Origin of the sequence: Pseudomonas sp. RA_35y_Pfl2_P32 (assembly GCF_963970735.1) — a bacterium.
Taxonomy (GTDB): domain Bacteria; phylum Pseudomonadota; class Gammaproteobacteria; order Pseudomonadales; family Pseudomonadaceae; genus Aquipseudomonas.
The window spans coordinates 74,477-96,216 of sequence record NZ_CAXAQF010000024.1 but is presented as its reverse complement, the minus strand read 5'-3'; the positions used below and the strand labels follow the sequence as shown (position 1 = coordinate 96,216).

Here is a 21,740-nt window from a genome sequence, read left to right as displayed (position 1 = left end):
ACGCTCACCTTCAAGGCCGCGCTGGATAAAAGCAACAAGGTCGAAAATGCGCTGGTGTTCCCGAACCAGGTTTACACCATCAAGGCCATTGAGTTGGTCACCCCTACGATTACCTCGGTCAAAGGCTTACCTAGCGGCGCCAATATCGCAAATGGAGCCGCCACGCGGGAAACGACTGTAGTGCTCTCTGGCAATGCCGCTAACGGACAGCAAGTCGAAGTGTTCGATAACAAGACGCCCATAGGTAAGGCGACTGCCCACGCCACAACTGGAAACTGGACGTTGACGCTCACCAATTTGGCGGTAAAGTACTATGCAGTCACGGCAAAAGCGTTATATGGCGGGGGGGAAGATTCCAATACTCGAACATTCAACATCGGAACTGCATATCGAAACCTTACAGACTTCGACTTCTACAATAACTGGTACCCTAATCTTCCATCAAGATTTAGCTTGATGAGAGAGGACGGCAATGGAATTCTGCGGCACGATCGATCGGGAATAATACCGTCATACGAGCTCGGGATCTATAAAGCACTTATCGGCCTCATTCAACCCGCAACAATCAGGATAAGCTTGAGATACAGAATAACCAAGCTGCAAGGCCCTGCAATCAATAAAAGTTATATTTATATTTATGAGGTTAAAGCCAGGACCGTTGAAGTCCCAACTATTATAAATGGAGCTTGGCACATCGTAACTATTGAGCTTGACTTTCCCGACTTGGGAGGAGTAAGCGGTTTAACTATTGGTAACAACGTTGTACTTCAATCTTCTGATCCGTCAGCAATTATATATGTTGACTATGACTACATTTTACTCGAAGAGATATAGCACCACAGCCAAACCACTTTGAGTGCAGACGTTCGTTATTGTAAAGAAAAGATGAAAGGGGACGGATTTATTTATCCGCCCCCTTGTTGTCAGTGCATCACATTTTATAGGGGAGAGCCTCAGGCGTCTTTATGCCATTTGCGCACCACCTTCATCACCACCACAAAAAACACCGGCACAAACAGCACCGCCAATGTCGCGGTGATCATCCCGCCAATCACCCCGGTGCCAATCGCTTGCTGGCTGGCCGAGCTGGCGCCGGTGGCAATGGCCAGCGGCACCACGCCGAGGATGAACGCCAGGGAGGTCATGACGATCGGCCGCAGGCGCAAGCGCGCGGCTTGCACGGTGGCGTCGAGCAGGTCGTGGCCCTCGTCGTACAGGCTCTTGGCGAACTCGATGATCAGGATCGCGTTCTTCGCCGACAGGCCGATGATGGTGATCAAGCCAACCTTGAAGAACACATCGTTGGGCATACCGCGCAAGGTCACCGCCAATACCGCCCCCAACACTCCCAGGGGTACCACCAGCAGCACCGAGGTCGGGATCGACCAGCTTTCGTACAGCGCCGCCAGGCACAGGAACACGATCAGCAACGACAGGCCCAGCAGGATCGGTGCCTGGCTGCCCGACAAGCGTTCCTGCAAGGACAGTCCGGTCCATTCCTGGCCCAGCCCCGCCGGCCCCCGGGCCACCAGGCGCTCGATTTCCGCCATGGCTTGGCCGGTGCTGTGGCCGGGGGCCGGTTCACCGGAAATGCTCACGGCCGGGTAGCCGTTGTAGCGGGTCAACTGGGTCGGGCCCTGGGTCCATTCGGCCCGGCTGAAGGCCGACAGCGGGACCATGTTGCCGCTGCTGTTGCGCACATGGATCTTCAGCAGGTCTTCGACCTGACTGCGTTGATCGCCTTCGGCCTGCACCACCACCCGCTGCATCCGTCCCTGGTTGGGGAAGTCGTTGACGTAGCTGGAACCAACCGCGGTGGACAAGACGTTGCCGATGTCGGCAAACGATACGCCCAGGGCATTGGCCTGCTTGCGGTCGACGATCAGTTGCACCTGTGGCGCTTCGGCCAGGGCGCTTTCGCGCACATTGGCCAGGATCGGACTCTGTTCAGCGGCATCGAGCAAGGCGGTGCGCGCTTGCATCAGCGCACTGTGCCCCAGGCCACCACGGTCTTGCAGACGGAACTCAAACCCGCTGGAGGTACCCAGGCCATCCACCGGCGGCGGCAGCACCGAGTAGGCCACCGCGTCCTTGATCTGGCTGAAGGCAATGTTGGCGCGCTCGGCAATCGAGGCCGCCGAGTCATCGCTGCCGCGCTGCGACCAATCTTTCAGGGTACTGAAGGCCAGCGCTGCGTTCTGCCCGCTGCCGGAGAAGCTGAAGCCGAGGATCACCGTGCTGTCGCCGATCCCAGCTTCGGTGGCGTTGTGCGCCTCAATCTGTTGCGCCACCTGCACCGTGCGGTTCTTGCTGGCGCCCGGCGGCAGTTGAATATCGGTGATGGTATAGCCCTGGTCTTCGGTGGGCAGGAACGAGGAGGGCAGGCGACTGAACAGCACGCCGAGCGCCACCAGCAACACGCCGTAGATCAGCAGGTAGCGTCCGCTGCGCTTGAGTGCATAGGCCACCCAGCCCTGATAACGATCCGTGAACTGCTCGAAGCGTCGGTTGAACCCGCCGAAGAACCCGGCCTTGGCGTGCAGCTCACCTTTGGCCACTGGCTTGAGCAAGGTGGCGCAAAGGGCGGGGGTCAGGGTCAGGGCCAGGAACGCCGAAAACAGGATCGAGGTGGCCATCGACAGCGAGAATTGCTGGTAGATCACCCCCACCGAGCCCGGCATGAACGCCATCGGGATAAACACCGCCACCAGCACCAGGGTGATGCCGATGATCGCCCCGGTGATCTGGCTCATGGCCTTGCGGGTCGCCTCCTTGGGCGACAGGCCCTCTTCGGCCATGATCCGCTCGACGTTCTCCACCACCACAATGGCATCGTCCACCAGGATGCCGATGGCCAGCACCATGCCAAACATGGTCAGCACGTTGATCGAAAAGCCCAGCGCGAGCATGGTGGCGAAGGTGCCCATCAGCGCCACCGGCACCACCAGGGTCGGGATCAGTGTGTAGCGGATGTTCTGCAAGAACAGGTACATCACCGCGAACACCAGCAGCATCGCCTCGCCCAGGGTGTAGACCACCTTGGTAATCGAGACTTTGACAAAAGGCGAGGTGTCGTAGGGGATCTTGTACTCCACGCCGGCCGGGAAGTAGCGGGCCAGTTCGTCCATCTTCTCGCGCACCAGGGTGGCGGTGTTCAGGGCATTGGCGCCGGGTGCCAGTTGCACGCCGACCGCGGTGGAGGGCTTGCCGTTGAGGCGGGTGGAGAACTGGTATTCCTGGCTGCCGATCTCGACCCGCGCCACATCGCCCACGCGCACCGTGGAGCCGTCCGGGTTGGCCTTGAGCACAATGTCGGCAAACTCTTCGGGCGTCGACAGTTGCCCCTTGACCAATACGGTGGCGGTGATTGCCTGGCTGTTGTGGGTCGGCAAGTCACCGATGCTGCCGGCGGCAACCTGGGCGTTCTGGGCGACAATCGCGGCGTTGACGTCTGCCGGAGTCAGGTTGAAACCGATCAGCTTCTGCGGGTCGACCCAGATGCGCATCGCCCGTTCGGCGCCATACAGCGAAGCCTTGCCGACCCCGTCCAGGCGCTTGATCTCGTTCATCACGTTGCGCGCCAGGTAGTCGCTGAGCGCCACGTCATCGAGCTTGCCGTCGCTTGAGGTGAGGGTGATCAGCAGCAAGAAGCCGGAAGACACCTTCTCCACTGACAAGCCTTGCTGGATCACCGCTTGCGGCAGGCGCGACTCCACCACCTTGAGGCGGTTCTGCACATCGACCTGGGCCAGCTCCGGGTTGGTGCCCGGCTTGAAGGTGGCCGTGATGGTGGCCGAACCGAGGCTGCTCTGGGATTCGAAATACAGCAGATGGTCGGCGCCATTGAGCTCTTCTTCGATCAGGCTGACCACACTTTCATCGACGGTTTGCGCCGAGGCACCCGGGTACGCCGCGTAAATCTCGATCTGTGGCGGTGCCACATCCGGGTACTGGGCCACCGGCAGTTGCGGGATGGCCAGGGCGCCGGCCAACAGGATGAACAGCGCGACCACCCAGGCGAACACTGGGCGGTCAATAAAAAAATGCGGCATAAAATCTGCGTCCTGCCTACTGCCCGGTGATCAGGGCGTGGGGAAGTGGGGTGTCGTCGATGGCAACTTTGTCGCCGGGACGGGCGTGCTGCAGGCCTTCAATGACAATGCGGTCGCCGGGCTTGAGGCCGGCGCTGACGATCCAGCGGTCCTGTTGCACCGGGCCCAGTTGCACGGCGTGCTGGCTGACCCGGTCCTCGCTGTCGAGCAGCAACACCTGGGCAATGCCGGCGCTGTCACGCTGGATTGCCCGTTGCGGCACGCTGATGCCTTGCTGATTCACCGCTTGTTCCAGGCGCACGCGAATGAAGCTGCCGGGGAGCAGGTCGAGATCGGGGTTGGGGAACTCGCTGCGCACAATGATCTGGCCGGTGCCGGGGTCGACGCTGATGTCAGAGAACAGCAGCTTGCCTGGCAGTGGATACAGGCTGCCGTCGTCCTGGATCAGCGTGGCCTTGGCCTGGTCCTGGCCGACTTGCTGCATTTGCCCGGCACGGAAGGCGCGGCGCAGTTCGTTGAGCTCGCGGGTCGACTGGGTCAGGTCGGCGTGGATCGGGTCCATTTGCTGGATCAGCGCCAGGGGCGTGCTTTCGTTCTGTCCGACCAGCGCGCCTTCAGTGACCAGTGCGCGGCCGATGCGCCCGGAAATCGGCGCGGTGACCGTGGCGTAACCCAGGTTCAGCCGGGCACGGGCCACGGCGGCCTGGTTGGCGGCGACGTCGGCGTTGGCCTGCAGCGTGGCCGCACGGGCGTTGTCGTAATCCTGGGCGCTGACGGCCTGGTCTTTGATCAACTGGGCGTAACGTTGCTCCTGCAAGCGCGCCTGGAACGCATTGGCCTGGGCCTTGCGCAAGGCCGCGTCGGCGCTGTCCAGGTCAGCCTTGAACGGCGCCGGGTCGATGCGAAACAGCACCTGGCCCTGCTTCACGTCACTGCCTTCGCGGAAGGCGCGTTGCAGCACCACCCCGGCGACCCGGGCGCGCACTTCGGCGATGCGCGGCGCGGCGATCCGCCCGCTCAGCTCGCTGCTGATCGACAGGGGACGCGCTTCGAGGGTTTCGATGCGCACGCTGGCCAGCGGCGCGGCCTCGTCCGCGGTGGAAGACTTGTCACAGGCGCTCAGCATCAATGCCAGTGCAATCAGGCTGAGCGGTGCAAACAGGTTCTTGGACATGTAAATACCCCAATAATGACCCGGGCATGCTACGGGCAGCCGGCGAGGGTATCGGTGAAGCTTTGTAGTGGCTGTGTGAAATTGTGTGAAGGTTTTGCTCAGGCGTGCGTGAGGGCGTATATCCTTGACTTCTTTTGTGTCTGTCGAGCCGCCTTCGCGGGCAAGCCCGTTCCCACCTGCAACACCCTGTGGGAGCGGGCTTGCCCGCGATGGAAGCGGTCCAGACGCCATCGCTATTTCTGGAAACACCCATGCCCAACATCCTGCTGGTCGAAGACGACTCTGCGCTCTCCGAACTGATTGCCAGCTACCTCGAGCGCAATGGCTATCAGGTCAATGTGATCAGCCGTGGCGATCAGGTGCGCGAACGGGCGCAAGTCAGCCCGCCGGACCTGGTGATCCTCGACCTGATGCTGCCCGGGCTTGACGGCCTGCAGGTGTGCCGCCTGTTGCGCGCCGACTCGGCGAGCCTGCCGATCCTGATGCTGACCGCCCGCGACGACAGCCACGACCAGGTCCTGGGCCTGGAAATGGGCGCCGATGACTACGTCACCAAACCCTGCGAGCCACGGGTCTTGCTGGCACGGGTGCGCACCTTGCTGCGGCGCAGCAGCCTCAACGAACCGCAAAGCGCCAGCGACCGGATTCTCATGGGCAACTTGTGCATCGACCTGTCGGAGCGCACGGTGACCTGGCGCGAGCAACCGGTGGAGCTGTCCAGCGGCGAATACAACCTGCTGGTGGTCCTGGCCCGGCATGCCGGGGAAGTGCTGAGCCGCGACCAGATCCTGCAGCGCCTGCGCGGCATCGAATTCAATGGCACCGACCGCTCGGTGGACGTGGCGATTTCCAAGCTGCGGCGCAAGTTCGACGACCACGCCGGCGAAGCCCGCAAGATCAAGACGGTGTGGGGCAAGGGCTACCTGTTCAGCCGTTCCGAGTGGGAATGCTGAAGCCATGCTGCGCATTCTGGTTCGCCTGTACCTGATCACCATCGTCACCTTCAGTGCGGCGATCTACCTGGTGCCAGACCTGGTGGTCATGGTCTTTCACGAGCGCTTTTCCAGCTACAACCTGGACCACTCCCGGGGCGTGCAGAACCTGCTGGTCAAACAGTTTCAAGGGGTGCCGAGCGCTCAATGGCCGGCGCTTGCCGCGGAGCTGGATCAACAATTTCATCCGTTGCAGATCGCCGTGGTTCCCATCAGCGACGAGGGTTTCACCGCCCATGAACGCGAGCGTTTGCAGCGCGGTGAAATGACCGTGCGCACCGGCGACTGGGGTTGGCGCACGCTGGCCGCGGCACCCTTGAATGAGTCGCAGGCGATCAAGCTGGTGGTGCCGCCGGATCCGCTGGACGTCAGTCTGCTGTACTGGGGCATCAATGTGCTGATCGGTGCGGCGCTGCTCGCCTGCCTGCTGTTCTGGCTGCGTCCCCACTGGCGTGATCTGGAGCGCCTGCGCAACACCGCCGAACGCTTCGGCAAGGGTCACCTGAGCGAACGCACGCAGATCGCCGCCAGCTCCAACATCGGCAGCCTGGCCCACGTCTTCGACACCATGGCCGGCGACATCGAGAACCTGCTGAACCAGCAGCGCGACTTGCTCAATGCAGTGTCCCACGAACTGCGCACGCCCTTGACTCGCCTGGACTTCGGCCTGGCCCTGGCGTTATCCGATGAGTTGCCGATCGCCAGCCGTGAGCGCTTGCAAGGCCTGGTGGCGCACATTCGTGAACTGGACGAGTTGGTCCTGGAGTTGCTGTCCTACAGTCGCCTGCAAAACCCGGCACGTGTGCCGGAGCAGATCGAGGTGGCACTGGACGAATTCATCGACAGCATCCTGGGCAGCGTCGACGAAGAACTGGAATCGCCGGACATCGTGATCGACGTGCTGCTGCACGGCCACCTCGAACGCTTCAGCCTCGACCCGCGCCTGACCGCCCGGGCCATCCAGAACCTGCTGCGCAACGCCATGCGCTATTGCGAAAGGCGTATCCAGATTGGCGTGCAAGTGCTGCCCGAAGGCTGTGAAATCTGGGTCGACGATGACGGTATCGGCATCCCTGAGGAGGAACGGGAGCGGATTTTCGAGCCGTTTTACCGCCTCGATCGCAGCCGTGACCGCGCCACGGGCGGCTTCGGCCTGGGCCTGGCCATCAGCCGCAGGGCCCTGGAAGCCCAGGGCGGCACCCTCACGGTGCAAGCGTCACCGCTGGGCGGGGCGCGGTTCCGGTTGTGGTTGCCGGCCTCGGCCTGACCACCAGCCGGTAGGTGGTCAGGCAGTCCAGCGCCATCAAGAGGGACGGTTCACCCCTCTATCACCTCCTGCAACAACTGCTGCACCCGCGCCCGGGCTTCGGCGCGCAGTTGTTCCAGGTCCAGGTCCGGGATCACCCCGTCATCCACCACCAGGCGGTCGCCGACCTGCAAGGTGCCAACGGCGCCCAGGCCCAGGACCTGTGCACCGCCTGCTGTACCGCCATCGCGAGCAAGCTCGCTCCTACAGGCACGAACGCCGTGCGTTGCGGTCGTACCCTTCACGGGGCACAGACCCAGCGCAACGGGGAGACGTAATGAGCCAGGATGTACTTGCCACTGAAACCAATCGCCGGCAGTTGCAGCAAATCATCGCCGGGCTGTCCGACGGGGTGATTCTGCTGGATGCGGACCAGACCCTGCTGTGGGCCAATGACGCGGTGTTGGCCATGCACGGGGTCGAGCAGATCAGCGACCTGGGGGCCAACGCCCGCGAGTATGCCCGGCGTTTCACCCTGCGCTACCGCAACAACCATCCGGTGGCGGTGGAAAACTACCCCATCAGCCGGGTCGCCAATGGCGAAACCTTCAGCGATGTGGTGGTCGAAGTCACGCCGAGCGCCGACCCGGAGCGCACCTGGGTACACCGCATCCGCAGCATGATCCTCACCGATCAGCACGGGGCGCCGGAATCCCTGGTGCTGATCCTCAGTGATGCCACGGAATGGGCCAGCGCCGAACAGCGCTTTGAAAAAACCTTCAATGCCAACCCGGCCCCGGCGGTGATCTGCCGCCTCAGCGACCTGCGTTACCTCAAGGTCAACCAGGGTTTCGTGGAAATGACCGGTTATCCACGCGAGCAGATCATCGGCCGCTCGTTGTACGAATTGGACGTGCTGGAAGACGCCGAACGCCGTGACCTGGCCATCGAGCGCCTGAGCCAGGGCATTACCGTTCCGCAGATGCAGGCCGACCTGTGTTTGCCCGACGGCAGCCGCAAACTGGTGGTCGTGGCCGGGCAGCCGCTGGACCTCAACGAAGAGGCGTGCATGCTGTTTTCCTTCGTCGACCTGGAATTGCGTCGCAAGGCCGAAACCGCACTGCGCCAGAGTGAGGAACGGTTCGCCAAGTCATTTCGCATGAGCCCGGTGCCGACCTTGATCTGCAGCGCCCAGGGCTTGCAGGTAGTGGACGTCAACGATGCCTTCCTCAACAGCAGCGGTTACGCCAGTGAAACGCTGCTGGGCAAGACCGTCGATGAGCTCGGCTTTTTCGCCACCCGGGATGCCGCCAGCCAGCTGTTTGCCACGCTGAAGAAGTGCGGTAGCGTGGAAAGCGTCGACCTGCAAGTGCGCAAGCAGGACTCGGTGCTGATCGATTGTGCGGTCTGGGCCGACACCGTGAGCATCCAGGACCATCCTTGTTATCTGCTAGTGCTGATGGACATCACGGAACGCAAACGCACCGAACAGGAACTGGTGATGGCGATCGAGGAGGTGATGCAGGACGCCTCCTGGTTCAGCCAGACCCTGATCGAAAAGCTGGCCAACGCCAAGAGTGCCCATCGCAGTCTGCGGCCGAGCGTGGCGTTTACCGAACTTACCGCCCGTGAGCGCGACGTGCTGGGCTTGATCTGCGAAGGCCTGGCCGACAAAGAGATCGCCGCGCGCCTGACGTTGGCCCCCAACACCGTGCGTAATCACGTGGCCACGGTGTACTCCAAGCTTGCGGTACACAGCCGCAGCGAGGCGATCGTCTGGGCCCGTGAGCGTGGATTGTTTGGCGGTGAGAGGCGGCTGAAGAGCCCGAAATAAAGGTGCAAATGCACTAGTGGCGACAGTGCAAATTCGGGTTCTGTAACGGTTCGCCAGTTCATAGGCTATCAGGGTGCGCATCGTCCATCGGACGTGTGCCGCTTCCTTTCCGCCCAGCCCAATGGACGCCTGCCGTGATGACACAAGCGCAACTGCGCAGCTATATCCAGCAAGCACTTGCCCCGCTGGCCTGCGACTTCAGTGTGGACGCCGATGGCTGCCTGACGCTGCGGGTGTTCGAAGCGCAAGATGATCGTGTCCACCTGGTGGTCACCGGGATCAAGCCCGGCAGGTTGACCAGTCAGCGTGACCTGGCGCAAATGATTGAAGAACTGCGCTATGAACTGAGCGCGACCCGTCTGAGGCAGGCCGATAGCGCGTGAACCCTGGCGTACGGTTGAGCGGCGATCAATGGCTGAACTATCTCGATCGCCCACGGCTCTACTGATCAGGCCCTCTGCGGCTTAGATCTGATAAAAACCGTTCAACCCGACTCGCAGGCCACCTCATGAACACTTTTTTGAGATCTGCTTTTGCGCCATGGCTGTTCCCACTTTGCGCCGTTGCCATCCTCAGTGGCTGCGCCAGCCCTCCGCCGCCGCCCGTGGTGGTGCAGGCCCCGCCCGTCAAAACGTGTAACACCGCGCAAAATACTCAGGTGCTGGGTCAGGCCCGGGCGGAGGGTGAGGTGACCCGGGTCACGACCACCACCCGTTGCATCACTCAGTAGCCGACAACAATCGCTGGCGGCAATCGAGTGTCAGCCGCGCACCACCCCATTCGCTGACCCCGACGTCCAGGCTGAACCCGTGCAGGTGGACGATGGCCGCGACAATCGACAGGCCCAGGCCGAACCCACCGCTCTGGGCACTGTCGTCGACCCGGTAGAAGCGCTGGAACACCGCTGTGCGCTTGTCGGCGGGAATCCCTGGGCCGGAATCGAGCACGTCGATCCGACAACTGCCGGCATTGTCGCTGGCCCGGACCAGCACCTGGCCGCCGGCCGGGGTGAACTTGATCGAGTTGCTCAGCAGGTTGGACAAGGCCTCGAACAGCAGCGCCCGGTCGCCGGTCAGCGCTGGCAGGCAGGGCGGTGCCTGCAGGCTCAAGGTCAATTGGCCTTCTTCGGCCAGGGGCAGGTAGAAGTCGTGCAGTTCCTGCAGCAGCGGCAACGGATCGAACAACTGAAAGCCGGAACGCCGTTGTTGATCTTCCAGCTCGGAAATACGCAGCAAACCGCGAAAACGCGCCATCAACGTGTCGGTCTCGGCAATCACCTGGTCCAGTTGCGCCGCCTCGGTAGAGCCCTCGCTCGCTTGCTGCTGGATCCGGTACAACTGGGCCCGCAGCCGGGTGAGCGGGGTGCGCAGGTCATGGGCGATGTTGTCGCATACGCCCTTGACCTCGTTGACCAGGCGTTCGATGCGCTCGAGCATGGCGTTGACGATGGCGGCCAGCATGTCCAGTTCGTCGCGGCGGCTGGACAGCGGCAGGCGGTGGTTGAGGTTGCCGGCGACGATGGCTTCGGCACTGGCCTGCAGGGCGTGAATCCGGCGCAGGGGGCGGCGGCGCAACAGGTACCAGCCGGCGATGCCGGGAATGATGGTCAGCGATACGCCCCACAGCAGCGCATGCAGGATGATCCGGTTCACGGCAAACAGTGAGCCGTTATCGCGCGCCAGCACCAGCCAGCGACCATCCAGGGTCGGGGTCGCCACGGCGTCGCAACTGTCCGGGGGCAGGCGCGGGTCATGGGGGTCGGCGCAGTTGGCGAGTTCATGCACTTTGCCGTCCAGCGGCAGGCCCTCGGGGATCTGTTGGATCAGTCCGTGCAGGGGGCGGTGAAAGGCGTCGAACAGGCCGTAGGCATCGACTCCGCGCTGGTCGAAGGTGGTGCTGGCGATCAGCGCCTCATCCAGTTGCGCGCCGTGAAAGCGCGAGAACAGGTGCTGGCGTTGCATGATCGAATGCCGGGACAGGTTGTCCAGGTAGCTCGATACCTCGTAGTACATCACGCCCATCAGCAGGCAGCTCCAGACCACGAACAGCGCGCTGTAGAGTGCCAGCAGGCGGCTGCTGGAGGAGCGCCAGCCCTTAGACGGGTTTAGCAATGACATAACCGGAGCCTCGCACGGTGCGGATCAGCGGCAGCAGGCCCGGTGGGTCGACTTTCTTGCGCAGGCGGCCGATGTGGACGTCGATCAGGTTGGTGCCGGGGTCGAAGTGGTAACCCCAGACTTCCTCGAAGATCATCATCCGCGAGAGGATCTGCCCACTGTTGCGCAGCAGGAATTCCAGCAGTTTGTATTCGGTGGGCAGCAGGATCAGCAGTTGCCCGGCGCGGGTGGCCTCGCGGCTGATCAGGTTGAGTTCCAGGTCGGCTACCTGCAGGGTGGTTTCCACGCCCTTGACGGTGTTCTGGCGGCGCAGCAGGACTTCGACCCGGGCGGCCATTTCATCGGTGGCGAAGGGTTTGGTCAGGTAATCGTCGCCGCCGGCGCGCAGGCCGCGTACGCGTTCGTCGACATCGGACAGGGCGCTGATCATCAGGATCGGGGTGGACACGCCCATGGTGCGCAGGGTGGTGACGATGGCCAGGCCGTCGAGTTCGGGCAGCATGCGGTCCAGGGTGATCAGGTCGTAGTCGCCGCTGACCGCGCGAGCCAGGCCTTCGCGACCATTGGCTACCCAGTCTACGTCGAGGCCGTGGCTGCTCAGTTCGGCGACGATCTCCCGCGCGGTGACTGCGTCGTCTTCAATGGTCAGGATTCGGGTCATGGGGGTTGCCTGAGGGTCGGTGAATTGCGGGTCGTAGTGTGCCAAGAAATGGGGGCGGGGTTGCTAAATTAAAGTTTATATAGGGGGGCTAGTCCCCGGATGCATACCTTCGCTCAGCCGACCGGCCGGGCTGTTTTTCCTGACTGGAGTTACTCTGTAGGAGCATAGCTTGCTCGCGATGGCTGCCTCTGCCACACCCTGGATCTCGGCACTGACTCCAGCCCCTGTAGCAGCTGCCGAGCCCGCGAGGCTGCGTTCGAGGACGCAGTCCTCGCCCGGTGGATCACGATCAAAAGCGGCAGGCGAGCTTACGCTCGGCCTGTTGAGTGATGGTGGGAGCTGGGATTGAAAGCTTGATATCATCCGGCCACACCTTTCTCGGAGTTTCATCGTGGGCGTTTTGTCTCGCCGTGGCTGGCTGCCATTGTTGTGTGTGCCGCTTCTCTTGGGGTTCGCGATGTCTTTCGCTTCGGCGGCGAATCAGCCGTGCTCCGGAAAGAAAGGTGGGATTGCCCGTTGTGACGGCGAGTTGTTTTTGTGCAACGACGGTTCCATCAGTGCGTCGAAAAAAAGCTGTTCGGCCACATTCGGCCAGAAGGCCGGCAGTGCCGTGGCCCAGCCTTTGTTGCGGGACTCGGGTGGGTGTCAGTGTGGCAGTGGGGCGTTTTGTACCGGGCCCAGGGGTGGGGTTTATTGCCTGACGCCCAGTGGCAACAAGAGCTACAAGCGTAAATAGCGGCTGTGACGCCGACAGTGCATTAAGCCCGCTCCACGGGGGCGGTTGTTGCAAATTGCATGTGTGGAAAAATGCCGTAGATCTCAACTGATTGAAATCTAAGGGTTTATTCAAAGTCAGTAGCTGGCATGTTGACTGCAATATCAGGTCTGACGCGTTGCAACCGTCTTCCTCATGCCTGGAGCACTACAACAATGAATAGAACCTCTGATAGGTACCCAGCCGATCTGCCAGCGTCGAGTGCGCTGTCGGGGGTGTCCTGGGCGGCGATTTTTGCCGGGGCCGCTGCGGCGGCTGCGCTGTCGCTGAGTCTGGTGGTGCTGGGTTTTGGCCTGGGATTTTCGGCGGTGTCGCCGTGGGCCGGGAGCGGCATCAGTGCCAAGGGCCTGGGGATTTCCACGATCGTCTGGCTGGCCTTCACTCAGATTGTCGCCTCGGGGCTCGGTGGTTACATCGCCGGACGTTTGCGGGTCAAGTGGTCGAACATGCACGGCGATGAGGTGTTCTTTCGCGACACCGCCCACGGCTTTCTGGCCTGGGCGGTGGCAACCCTGGTGACGGCGACCCTGGTGGTCGGTTCGGTCAGCAGTATCTTCAGTGGTGGTGTGCAGGCCGGTGCCAGTGTGGCAGGCGGTGCGGCGAGTGCCATGACCCAGGCCGCCGGGACTGCTGCCAGCCGAGGCAGCGCCGATGATTACGGCTATTTCGTTGACACCCTGTTTCGCGACGATCGTCCGGCGGCGGTAAGCGATGATGCTGCCCACGCCACCGTGACCCGGATCTTCGTGCAGACCCTGAGCCACGACGGTCAACTGGCGGCGCAGGATCGTACCTACCTCGCTCAACTGGTAGCCCAACGGACCAACCTGACCCAGGCGGATGCCGAGCGACGTGTCGATGAGGTCTTCGCCAAGGCGCGCAAGGCGGTCGACGATGCCAAGCTGGCGGCCAAGCAAGCGGCGGATACCGCCAGCAACGTCGCGGCTTGGACTGCACTGTGGATGTTTGTTGCCCTGCTGTGTGGTGCGTTCTTTGCCAGCCTCGCCGCGACCTTTGGCGGTCGCCGTCGGGACGCGGTGGTGTACCTGGAACCGGTCGGCTATATCCCGGTTACTGCGCCCACCGCCATTCGTTGATTGAAGGAGAACTACCATGCGCTCACTCCTGCTGTTTTTCCTAGGCGTGCCTATCCCGATCATTATCCTGATCGCCCTGTTCATGAATTGATCCTGCGACAGCGATGAACCCACCGCGTCTGCCTTGGCAGGCGCGGTTTTTTTGTGCCCGGTGTTGGGCAACGCCAGTCCTGTTTTTGGCCGATGCGGCGCCTACGGCTGCCGACGCGGGCTTGGTATAGTTCGGGCCTTCATTTCTGTGCCAGCAAGGAATACTGCCATGCCTGAATATCAAGCCTTCCGCGTCGAACTGGCGGACAACATCGCCCATGTGCAGATCAACCGTCCGGAAAAGGTCAACGCGATGAATGCCGCGTTCTGGACCGAGATCATCGAGATTTTCCAGTGGATCGATGACACCGACGCAGTTCGTGCGGTGGTGATCAGTGGTGCCGGCAAGCATTTTTCTTCAGGCATCGACCTGATGATGCTGGCCTCGGTGGCGAACGAAATGGGCAAGGACGTGGGGCGCAATGCGCGTCTGCTGCGGCGCAAGATTCTCGCCTTGCAGGCCTCGTTCAATGCGCTCGACAACTGCCGCAAGCCGGTGCTGGCGGCGATCCAGGGGTATTGCCTGGGCGGCGCCATCGACCTGATCAGTGCCTGTGACATGCGTTACGCAGCCGCCGACGCGCAATTCTCGATCAAGGAAATCGACATTGGCATGGCTGCCGACGTCGGCACCCTGCAACGCTTGCCGCGAATCATCGGTGACGGCATGCTGCGTGAACTGGCTTACACTGGACGCACCTTTGGCGCCGAGCAAGCGCGTGAGATCGGCCTGGTGAATCGGGTCTACCCGGACACCGAGAGCCTGCTGGACGGGGTCATGGGCATTGCCCGCGAGATCGCCGCCAAGTCACCGATCGCCATCGCCGGCACCAAGGCCATGATCAGCTACATGCGTGATCACAGCATCAACGATGGCCTGGAATACATCGCCACCTGGAACGCCGCCATGTTGCAGTCCAACGATCTGCGCGTGGCTATGGCCGCCCATATGAGCAAACAGAAGCCCGAATTTTTGGATTGAGCCCACATGATTTCACGCTGGACCACGGCAGTACTCGACACCGACACCACCACCGGCGGCTGGGCGGTGGCCCGCAGCCCCGATGGCTTTTTGTTCGATGGCAATGGCGCGCTGTTCCCCCGGGAATGGCTCAAGCGCCAGGACCTGTCGCTACTCGCCGAGCATGGCATCGGCCATCTCGACGGCGAGCCGGTGTACCTGCTGGAGTTGAAGGCGGCGGGGGAGGTGCCGGGGTGCGGCTGGAAAGGCTTGCGCGGGTTCATGCTCGAGGGCGATCACACGCTGTACAAGGTGCTGGGCTACGCCGCGCAGATCGGCACCTGGGCCCGCGAGCACCGTTTTTGTGGCAACTGCGGCCAGGCCATGGTCCAGGTGCCGCGCGAGCGGGCGATGTACTGCCAGCCGTGTGACTTGCGCAGCTACCCGCGGATTTCGCCGAGCATGATCGTGCTGATCACCCGTGGTGACGAAATCCTCCTGGCGCGTTCGCCACGGTTTGTCAGCGGGGTCTATAGCACCCTGGCCGGTTTTGCCGAGCCCGGGGAGTCGGCCGAGGACTGCCTGATTCGTGAGGTGCGCGAGGAGGTGCAGATCGAGGTCAGGAACATCCAGTACCTGGGCAGCCAGTGCTGGCCGTTCCCCCATTCGATGATGCTCGGCTTCCATGCCGAGTACGCCGCGGGCGAGATCGTCCCGCAAGCCGACGAGATTGAAGACGCGCAGTGGTTCAACATTCACGCGCTGCCGCCGTTGCCGGCGTCGCGCTCGATTGCCCGTTACCTGATCGACGTCTACGTCGCGCGGCGCTTAGGCCACGCTGAACCAGTGCTGCCAGGCTAGGCGTACGGTCAGGCCCAGCACTACCGTGATGAACACCGGGCGAATGAACTTCGCCCCACCGCTGATGGCGGTGCGTGCGCCAAAGAACGCCCCGACCATCACCGACACGCCCATGCTCAGGCCGATGATCCAGTCCACCTGCCCGGAAAAAATGAACACCGACAGCGCGGCGGCGTTGCTGACGAAGTTCATGCTGCGCGCCACGCCGCTGGCCTTGACCAGGTCGATGGGGTACAGCAGCAGGCTGCTGACGGTCCAGAACGCGCCCGTGCCGGGACCGGCCACGCCGTCGTAGAAACCGAGGCTGAAACCCTGGGTCGACTGCCACTTCTTCTTGATCGGCGCATCGCTGTCCGCCGGTGCTTTGGGCGTACCGCCAAACAGCAGGTACAGGCCACAGGCGAACACAATCACCGGGAGCATTTTGTTCAGCCATTCGGCCGGCAGGTAGTGCGCCACGACCGCGCCGGTCAGCGCCCCCACCAGGGTGCCGACAATCGCATGCACCCACTGCCGGGGATGGAACAGCTTGCGCCGGTAGAAGGTGATGCTGGCAATGGCCGAGCCGAAGGTCGCGCTGAGTTTGTTGGTGCCCAGCACCAGGTGCGGGGGCAGGCCGGCGGTGAGCAGGGCCGGAGTGGTGAGCAGGCCACCGCCACCGGCAATGGCATCGATGAAACCGGCAATGAACGCGACAACGGCCAGAATGGCCAGGGTGGTGAGGTCTACGCTGAGTTCGAAAGGCATGGGGTCGACTTATTCGGTGGGGCAGCGGGGAAAAGGGCGGCGCCATCTTACCCATAACCTGTGACGGCCGCGACCGCTGCACCACCTGCCGCCAGGGTCAGGCGCTGTTGCGGCGCAACGTCTGGGACGGCGATTCACCGTAAGTACGCTGATAGTCCTGGGAGAAACGCCCCAGATGAAAGAAGTTCCAGTGCATGGCCGTTTCGGTCACGGTCGGCCAGCGCTGGGTCAGCAGGTCGTGCCGGGCGTTGGACAAGCGCAGGGTGCGCAGGTAGGCCATGGGCGTGGTGCCGAAGGTCTCGACGAAGCCCTGGTGCAAGGTGCGGCCGTGGGTTCCCAGGGTTTGGGTGAGCTGCTCCATGCACAGGGCGGTGTGCGCATGGGCGTGCAGGTATTCGATGGCCTGGCTGGCGATCTGTCGGCGCAAAGGCGCTTCGCGCGCCGAGTCGTGATGGGGGCTCAGGGCCTGCAGCAATGAGCTGAGCAAGGTCGCTTCCCATTGCGAGCCGGACACGACGTCAGGTGGATGGCGCTGGTTCAACGAAACGCTGATGGCGTTCACCGCGTTCAGCACCGAATAATGATCGTGCGCCTGATAGCGCTGGCCCTGGCGCTGCTTGAGCACATCGGCGGTGCCGTACCGTTCGCGGCACTGCTCGTAGTGCTCCAGGGTGGTGGTGACGGTGAACAGCGCTTCATTGGGCTCGCACAGGTATTGCACCGGTTCGCCGCTGTACAGCACCACCATTTCATTGGGGTACAGGCGCTGGTGGTTCCAGGTCGGGCGGCCCGTGGAGGACTGGGACAGGGCGAAGGTGATGTGCCCTTCGGGCACGCAACTGACGGCGCTGATGGAACACTTGAAATCGAAGCGGCTATGGCGCAGGCGAGGGCCGCGCATGTGCTTGAGGCGATGGATGCGCGCGTGTTTCTCGACGGAAGAAAAATCGATGTGCCATTGATCATTGCCAGTGGACAGCTCGTCCAGGGCGACGGATTCGAGGGTCAATAAAGCGGGGGTTGGAAGGGCGGACATGCTGTACAGGAAGGGCACCTGAAAAGACTCGGGTTGAGTGGGCCTGGCGGCGTCTGAGTGGCCAGGCCGGGCGAGCATTGCGCGCGCCCGGCCGGCGAAACTCAGAAGAGTATATAGGCCGACGCCGTGGTCTGGTTCAGATCTAGGTTACCGACCTGTAACACTTCATACTCGGCGCGGATGCCAATGTTGCGCAGCACATCCATCTCGACCCCGGCGCCGTAGGTCAGGTCGACCCCGGTGTCATCGTCGGCCGCGTTGCCGTCGGCGTCCCAGGCGTGGGCGCCAACACTGCCGAACAGGCGAATGCGCTCACCCAGGGGGAAGCCGACGTGGGCGGCGACTTGGGCCGAGTGACCTTCGAAGTCGAGGTTGTCGTCCTTGAACTTGCCGAGGTCGACGATGGCGCCCTCGAATGCCAGGTAACCGTTGGCGCGGTAGCCGCCATAGACCTTGTAGCTGTTGTCTTCATCACTCAAGGCGCTGTCGTCGGTTTCGATGCTCGTCACACCGGCGCCCAGGTAAAAACCCTTGTCGTCGGCGAACGCTGGCAGCGACAGCAACGAGAGCAGGGAAACTAAGGCGAATTTTCGAAATGGCATGTGCAGGGTAGTCCTTGTACGGGTTTGTCAGGTGTGAAGTGTTGGGCGGGAAATTGCCCGGCCCGGATCATTGATAAAAGTCATTAATGCTTATTGCCGTCGCCGCTGCTCAGCGCCCCAGGGTTTGCGCTTCGTTGGCAATGGCGAAGTACTGCCGGGCCAGCGCGGCAATGGGCAGCGCAGTTGGCTGATCGCCAAGGGGCATGTCGCTGGCGTCGAGAATGATCGCCGAGGCGGGGATGCCGTACCGCTCCAGTATGGCGGCGACATACTCCGGGAGATCCGGGTCGAGGATGTCCTGGGGGGACAGGGGGAGTCGGATGGAGAAGTCTTTGCAGGCCCACAGGTAAACGCTGTAGTCCTCGGCGACCTGGTGGATCACCGCGTCGGTCAGTTGCCGCACGACCTGGGGCGGGACACTGACGCCGCCCCGGGCCCAGCGTGACTGGGCCTTGGCACCGATCAAACGGCCCGTGCGCCGATCAGCGATGGGTTGGTAGTTGACCTCAAGCCATCTGTTACTTACACAGCTCGACAAGTCCTGTTGTCTCGCCCACGCCAAATAATGCGCCATCATGGTTTGACCCTGGTGTATTCAAATCAGCTGTTTCAACCCGCGGGTGTGCGCGGATTACAGGTCCACCAGCCAGGCCAGGGTTATTCCGCACAGATAGGCGAAGGTGCACAGCAGTATTTTTTGTTTGAGCGGCAAGCGATTCAAGCGACGGCTGACCATGCTGATCTCCTCGGGATAGGGAAATGGAGCAGGGTGGGAAGGCCGGGCGAGCAATGGAAATCATTGATTGTCATTTGCCGGGATTTCAGTGGTTTATGCAGCGCAGGCGGTCCATTTCATGGAGGAAGAAACACAGGGTGTTGTCACTGGGCGTGGCCAGGAGGCTGTAGTTGAGCGTGGAGCCTTCCTGGACGACGTACTGGCGGCGAAAAAACAACTCCGGGGTTTTTTCGATGGCGAACAGTTCGCTGTCCTGGCTCAGTTTGGCGCGCACCACTTGCACGTGGAGGGCATCGTTGGCCGATTTGGTGATGTCGGCAGTCAGGGTGGCATGGCGGAACTGGCCGTTGAGGCTTTCGATGGTCGAGTGGGTCATTCGATGCTCGTTCACCGTGAGGTACTCCTCAGTGTTCAATTGGCTCTGGTCATCCAGCCACTGCTGACTCAGGGTGTGAAAGTTGCTGTTGTTCTTGAACGGCACCGGCGAATAGAGCCAAGTCCCGATACAGGCCAGGTTGATCAGGCCCAACAGCAGCCACTGCACGGCGGTTTTTGTCTGCAGGTTCACAGGCTCACCTCCAGGCATTGCACAAGGATGCCGGCGAGCGGTTTGTGCTGAGGGTTGAACAGCATGTTGCGGGTGCTTTGATCGGCACGAATGCAGGAGATCGAGTAGTTGGACCGGGACTGGTTGATCCAGACCTGGCCGACCAGGTTCTTCGGCAGATCTTGCAGTTGTTGGTTGACCGCGGTGTTGAGTGCCCGGGCTGCATCGAGGCTGTTGCCCAGGGTATTGATGGTCAACCGGTCACGCTGGGAGCTGGCCACTTCGATGCTCGGCGCCTTGGCCGAGAGCGTGTAGTGGGCCAGGGTGGCCAGGCACGTGAGCAGGGTGACGGCGTATGCAATCGATAGCCATGCAATGGTCTTTTTCGGTTCGACCGTGGGAAGTGCATCGGCGGTGGGGGCGCTCGCCTCGATTGCTGGCAGCTCGACCGGCGCAGGCACCGGCTGAGTCGGCGGCGTGGTCCCGGCGCTGACATACGCCGGGTTGAAGCGATAGCCACGCCGCGGGATGGTCATCAGGATTTCATGATCGCGGCTGTCGTTGAGCAGGTTGCGCAGGGAGAACACCACCTGGTTCAAACTGCCCGAGGCGACCACCCGATCATTCCAGGTGTACTCGATAATCTGCTCCCGGGACTTGATGACCCCGGGTTCGGCGAGCAGTAAATCCAGCAGGCGAGATTCGGCCCGCCCCAGGGTGCTGTGCTGAACTTCGCCCAGGGGCGTGGTGATCGATAACCTGGAGTCCTCAGGATCGAACAGGGCCTTGGAGCCGTTTTTCAAGGTGAAAGAATGGCTCATGGCTCGTCCTCTTGAGTACGGGTGTTCGCGAAGTGCTGCGGGTCAGCCACAGTCTAGCCAACCTGGCTGGGCCTGTTGCAAGGTGCCGGGTCAGTCGCTTGACGCTTGCTTGGCGAAAGCCAGGTCAGCGCGCTCGCGCAATTGTTTGGCCCAGGCATCGAGGGCGGGGTAGGTGTCCTCGACCTTGGTGGCGTCCGACGGCGAGAGTTGCTTGCCGGTGGTGGCGCTGACGGATTGAGCCAGCAACTCGCCGGTCTGCGCATCGCGCATTTCGCTTTCAAAGAAGATGCGCAGGCTTTCATCCCGTGTGCCGGTCAGGTGCATGGCCCCGCCGATGACAAAGCCAATCGGCAGGTATTCGGGAATCGACAGGTCGCGCGGCGTGCGTTCGGTGCCGGTGATAGCGGTGCGCAGCATCAGCGCATGGGGTTCCGGGCGGCGGGTAACGTCGTAGCCTGCGGTCAGGAATTGATGCTGGAGCGCCTGGTTCAGGTACTTGAGCATGGCGCTGGTGTCAACCGGGCTGCGGGTGAGGTCCTTGCCGGTAAAGTAAAAACGTGGCGGCTCCAGGTAGACACGTTTCTGGTAGGTCTGGTTTATCTCCAGGCCAGGTTTGACCCAGACTTCGCTCTTGGGCCATTGCGGGTCTTTGCTCAGACGAGCGTAGTCGTTGAGGAATCCGGAATGGCGTGTGTCGGCGTCGGGCATAGTCGTACAACCGGTCACGGCGAGGAGCAGGAGCACTGGAAGCAGGCGAGAGAGGCGTATCACTGGATTACCCATGGGCTGTGGCGAATGAGCCGCGCATGGTGCAGGGCGTCCGGGGGTGGCGCTATCCGAAAACTGCGAGGCCCGATAGCGCTGCCCTGGGCGGGTCTTGCTTGCGGTCTACAGGCCCAGTTCAGAGAGACCGGGATGGTCGTCCGGCCGGCGGCCCAGGGGCCAATGGAACAGGCGCTGGTGCTCCTGGATCGGCAGGTCGTTGATGCAGGCAAACCGCTTGGCCATCAGGCCCTGTTCATCGAACTCCCAGTTCTCATTGCCGTAGGAGCGGAACCAGTTGCCCGAGTCGTCGCGCCATTCGTAGGCATAGCGTACGGCGATGCGGTGATCGCTGAATGCCCAGAGCGCCTTGATCAACCGGTAATCCAGCTCTCGCGCCCATTTGCGGGCCAGGAAAGCCTTGGCGTGTTCGCGGCTGTTGATGAACTCGGCGCGGTTGCGCCACTGGGTGTCCTGGGTGTAAGCCAGCGACACCCGCTGCGGGTCACGGGAGTTCCAGCCGTCTTCGGCCAGGCGAACCTTGTGAATGGCCGACTCGCGGTTGAAGGGTGGCAGGGGCGGACGAACGTCGGCGGCAGAGGACATAAAGCGGCTCCGGGCAGGTTGGG

At 62.2% G+C, this 21,740-nt stretch carries 22 protein-coding genes; 9 read left to right on the top strand and 13 right to left on the bottom strand.

What is annotated here, in order from left to right; all coding sequences use genetic code 11:
* Positions 1-834 (top strand): Ig-like domain-containing protein (locus AACY45_RS22695; RefSeq protein WP_339547483.1); only part of this gene is annotated, 834 nt, incomplete at its 5' end.
* Between the two features lie 119 nt (positions 835-953).
* On the opposite strand, the gene AACY45_RS22690 is transcribed toward AACY45_RS22695, so the two are convergent.
* Both AACY45_RS22690 and AACY45_RS22685 read right to left on the bottom strand, forming a co-directional pair.
* Entirely contained in the window at positions 954-4,052 is a 3,099-nt protein-coding gene (locus tag AACY45_RS22690) for an efflux RND transporter permease subunit (protein ID WP_339547482.1), read from the bottom strand.
* Positions 4,053-4,068: 16 nt separating this feature from the next.
* A complete protein-coding gene (locus tag AACY45_RS22685; RefSeq protein WP_445261210.1) occupies positions 4,069-5,226 on the bottom strand; it encodes an efflux RND transporter periplasmic adaptor subunit in 1,158 nt (385 codons plus the stop codon).
* Positions 5,227-5,477: 251 nt separating this feature from the next.
* Here AACY45_RS22685 and AACY45_RS22680 point away from each other — a divergent pair, with 251 nt between their 5' ends.
* Both AACY45_RS22680 and AACY45_RS22675 read left to right on the top strand, forming a co-directional pair.
* Positions 5,478-6,179: a response regulator transcription factor gene (locus AACY45_RS22680; protein ID WP_339547480.1), complete on the top strand. Its 702-nt coding sequence runs from the start codon at positions 5,478-5,480 to the stop codon at positions 6,177-6,179.
* Positions 6,180-6,183: 4 nt separating this feature from the next.
* Entirely contained in the window at positions 6,184-7,485 is a 1,302-nt protein-coding gene (locus tag AACY45_RS22675) for an ATP-binding protein (RefSeq protein WP_339547479.1), read from the top strand.
* A 50-nt stretch (positions 7,486-7,535) separates the two neighbouring features.
* Here the strand turns inward: AACY45_RS22675 and AACY45_RS22670 are convergent, their stop codons facing one another.
* The gene (locus tag AACY45_RS22670) at positions 7,536-7,769 is read right to left on the bottom strand and encodes a hypothetical protein (protein WP_339547478.1); all 234 of its coding nucleotides are present in this window, start codon (positions 7,767-7,769) and stop codon (positions 7,536-7,538) included.
* 32 nt (positions 7,770-7,801) lie between these two features.
* On the opposite strand from AACY45_RS22670, the gene AACY45_RS22665 reads away from it, so the two are divergent.
* On the top strand, positions 7,802-9,298 hold the full coding sequence (locus tag AACY45_RS22665) for a helix-turn-helix transcriptional regulator (protein ID WP_339547477.1): 1,497 nt from the start codon (positions 7,802-7,804) through the stop codon (positions 9,296-9,298).
* Positions 9,299-9,435: 137 nt separating this feature from the next.
* Complete coding sequence (locus AACY45_RS22660; RefSeq protein WP_339547485.1) at positions 9,436-9,681, top strand: DUF1652 domain-containing protein; 246 nt, start codon at positions 9,436-9,438, stop codon at positions 9,679-9,681.
* 336 nt (positions 9,682-10,017) lie between these two features.
* Here the strand turns inward: AACY45_RS22660 and AACY45_RS22655 are convergent, their stop codons facing one another.
* Both AACY45_RS22655 and AACY45_RS22650 read right to left on the bottom strand, forming a co-directional pair.
* Positions 10,018-11,415, bottom strand: a complete 1,398-nt coding sequence (locus tag AACY45_RS22655; protein ID WP_339547476.1) for a sensor histidine kinase — start codon at positions 11,413-11,415, stop codon at positions 10,018-10,020.
* Entirely contained in the window at positions 11,393-12,076 is a 684-nt protein-coding gene (locus AACY45_RS22650) for a response regulator transcription factor (protein WP_339547475.1), read from the bottom strand. Before AACY45_RS22650 ends, AACY45_RS22655 begins: the two co-directional genes overlap by 23 nt.
* Positions 12,077-12,533: 457 nt before the next feature.
* On the opposite strand from AACY45_RS22650, the gene AACY45_RS22645 reads away from it, so the two are divergent.
* From AACY45_RS22645 to nudC, 4 genes are all read left to right on the top strand, one after another.
* Positions 12,534-12,812, top strand: coding sequence for a hypothetical protein (locus tag AACY45_RS22645; protein WP_445261209.1), 279 nt, complete (start codon positions 12,534-12,536; stop codon positions 12,810-12,812).
* A 194-nt stretch (positions 12,813-13,006) separates the two neighbouring features.
* Positions 13,007-13,948, top strand: a complete 942-nt coding sequence (locus AACY45_RS22640; protein WP_339547473.1) for a hypothetical protein — start codon at positions 13,007-13,009, stop codon at positions 13,946-13,948.
* Between the two features lie 259 nt (positions 13,949-14,207).
* A complete protein-coding gene (locus AACY45_RS22635) occupies positions 14,208-15,020 on the top strand; it encodes a crotonase/enoyl-CoA hydratase family protein (protein WP_339547472.1) in 813 nt (270 codons plus the stop codon).
* A 6-nt stretch (positions 15,021-15,026) separates the two neighbouring features.
* Positions 15,027-15,860, top strand: a complete 834-nt coding sequence (gene nudC / locus AACY45_RS22630; RefSeq protein ID WP_339547471.1) for an NAD(+) diphosphatase — start codon at positions 15,027-15,029, stop codon at positions 15,858-15,860.
* Here the strand turns inward: nudC and AACY45_RS22625 are convergent.
* From AACY45_RS22625 to AACY45_RS22590, 8 genes are all read right to left on the bottom strand, one after another.
* A complete protein-coding gene (locus tag AACY45_RS22625; protein ID WP_339547470.1) occupies positions 15,828-16,607 on the bottom strand; it encodes a TSUP family transporter in 780 nt (259 codons plus the stop codon). The genes nudC and AACY45_RS22625 overlap by 33 nt on opposite strands.
* Before the next feature lie 97 nt (positions 16,608-16,704).
* A complete protein-coding gene (locus AACY45_RS22620) occupies positions 16,705-17,643 on the bottom strand; it encodes a helix-turn-helix transcriptional regulator (RefSeq protein WP_339547469.1) in 939 nt (312 codons plus the stop codon).
* A 101-nt stretch (positions 17,644-17,744) separates the two neighbouring features.
* A complete protein-coding gene (locus tag AACY45_RS22615) occupies positions 17,745-18,245 on the bottom strand; it encodes an outer membrane beta-barrel protein (RefSeq protein ID WP_339547468.1) in 501 nt (166 codons plus the stop codon).
* Positions 18,246-18,354: 109 nt separating this feature from the next.
* Positions 18,355-18,822, bottom strand: a complete 468-nt coding sequence (locus AACY45_RS22610) for an EAL domain-containing protein (RefSeq protein WP_339547467.1) — start codon at positions 18,820-18,822, stop codon at positions 18,355-18,357.
* Between the two features lie 244 nt (positions 18,823-19,066).
* On the bottom strand, positions 19,067-19,549 hold the full coding sequence (locus AACY45_RS22605) for a hypothetical protein (protein WP_339547466.1): 483 nt from the start codon (positions 19,547-19,549) through the stop codon (positions 19,067-19,069).
* Complete coding sequence (locus tag AACY45_RS22600; protein ID WP_339547465.1) at positions 19,546-20,349, bottom strand: transcriptional regulator; 804 nt, start codon at positions 20,347-20,349, stop codon at positions 19,546-19,548. The genes AACY45_RS22605 and AACY45_RS22600 overlap by 4 nt, the downstream gene beginning before the upstream one ends.
* Before the next feature lie 90 nt (positions 20,350-20,439).
* Positions 20,440-21,057, bottom strand: a complete 618-nt coding sequence (locus tag AACY45_RS22595) for a DUF3313 domain-containing protein (RefSeq protein WP_339547464.1) — start codon at positions 21,055-21,057, stop codon at positions 20,440-20,442.
* A gap of 180 nt (positions 21,058-21,237) precedes the next feature.
* Entirely contained in the window at positions 21,238-21,717 is a 480-nt protein-coding gene (locus AACY45_RS22590; RefSeq protein ID WP_339547463.1) for a nuclear transport factor 2 family protein, read from the bottom strand.
* Positions 21,718-21,740: the final 23 nt, after the last annotated feature.